The following is a 1,581-nucleotide window of genomic DNA, read 5'->3' on the forward strand; positions in this document are numbered from 1 at the left end:
TCAGAAAAACCATCGATATCGTCTTGGATGCGTCCTGCTGCTGGTGTCATATTCGATTCCATGTGGGTACCAACTTCCTTAATTAGAGTTATGAAGTTGTCTCACAACAGTTTGACACAGGGGGGTCGATGGGCTTCTCGCCGCCGGTCTTCTCGCTGTCCTTGTAGAGGTTATTTACGTCCTTCTTGTTGATTGCACCAACCGTGACTACCATCACCTGGATTGTCGAGCTGGTCGTGAAGTTACGCACCTGCCCCAGCTTGTTAGAGTCATAGAGGAAGAAGTCAATTGGCACGCCAGCATAAATGCCCTTGAAGTGGTCCTCAGTGATCTGCAGCGACTTGTAGACACCTTCCTTAATGGCTACTGAGGGCACCACGATGACGAACTTGGTGAAGCCGTAGCGCTTGTTCAATTCAAAGATCGTGCGTAGGTAGACGTACGTCTTGCCCGTGCCGGTTTCCATCTCGACAGTAAAGTCGCCCGAGGTCAACACGTTGGATGGCGCCAGGCCACCGCGCAGTTGAACGTCGCGCAGATTTTGCAGTAGCTGGTCGTCTAGCAACGTCAGCCGGTTACCCACACCGAGATCCGTCTCCGCCACGCCCAGTGTCATTTGTTGGGCCGGCATTTTCATTGTCACAGTGAATTCGGTGCGGCAAATCTCCTGGCCACGGAATAAGTCGCAGACGGCCTCGATAGCTTGAAGCTGGTAGTCGAGGTTAGGCTCGAAGTGAAGTTTCATTACTTAGTCATCTCTAAATATTTGCTCAAAAAAGATCAAAGAAAACATATAAATCAAAGACTTACGTCGCTCATGATTGCTAAGCAGTGCTTTGATAAGGGTCTTAGCTTTGGTCCGCAACCGGGCCCACCCCAAGGCGCCAAACCGCCGACATCTTAGGACCTGTACGGTGAATCAAATTGTCGCGCCTCATGGCTTGCAGCAGATTGCGAATTTTGTGAGCCTTTTGGGCGTCATCCAGGACCTCAGGAAGCTTAGCTAAGAGCAACTCGTCCATGTCCTTGCGCGTGGCCTGCCCGTATTTCTTCAGATAGTCTGTGACCAGCTTGCGGTAGTAGTCGTCATCCAACCCTTTGTTGCGGATGTAGCTCGCCCTCTGCCCCGTCCACTCTGCTACCTTGGCAGAAACAAAGTAGTTGGGAGAACGTCCTTCGATCAACTTCATTGCCCTCAATTGCTTGGCTTGGTCGGCACTCAAGGGGCGCTTCTTCTGCACTCTGTCCAACAGCAGTACCTGGCGCAGATCCAGGTCCGCGCGCTTCATCAGAAGCTGCGTGTATTTCGCATCCAGAACTTGCCCCGAAATGATGACTTCGACTCGGGGCTGACGTTGTTCTGTTTCGTCCAATACAAAGTCCGGCAAGGGAAAGAACCGGTCGCGCTGAGTCTGGAACATACGTCGTATGCCACTGCCCACCTGGTCAATCATGCCCCCTGTGTCAGACTACTTGTCGGGTGTGTTTTTGAACAAAGTATGTCGTGATCTTGAGCGTTGTAGTGGGGTTTTTAGGGTTCGTTCTTGTGCTGTACTTTTGACATCGTTTCCGGGAGCGGGG

Annotated in this window: 1 protein-coding gene and 1 pseudogene; both read right to left on the reverse strand. The window is 51.7% G+C overall.

Going from position 1 to position 1,581, the window contains the following annotated elements; all coding sequences use genetic code 11:
• Nucleotides 1-124: 124 nt before the first annotated feature.
• Nucleotides 125-745: pseudogene (locus F1735_RS33440) on the reverse strand (DEAD/DEAH box helicase family protein); the annotation flags it as partial.
• Nucleotides 746-848: 103 nt separating this feature from the next.
• On the reverse strand, nt 849-1,454 hold the full coding sequence (locus F1735_RS33445) for a hypothetical protein (RefSeq protein WP_167241296.1): 606 nt from the start codon (nt 1,452-1,454) through the stop codon (nt 849-851).
• Nucleotides 1,455-1,581 lie beyond the last annotated feature (127 nt).

It is taken from the genome of Massilia genomosp. 1 (genome assembly GCF_011682185.1).
Taxonomy (GTDB): domain Bacteria; phylum Pseudomonadota; class Gammaproteobacteria; order Burkholderiales; family Burkholderiaceae_D; genus Telluria_A; species Telluria_A rubra.

What these genes read in the sequence shown, in the direction of transcription:
- F1735_RS33445 (WP_167241296.1), bottom strand. Translation starts at nt 1,454, where the DNA reads ATGATTGACCAGGTGGGCAGTGGCATACGACGTATGTTCCAGACTCAG.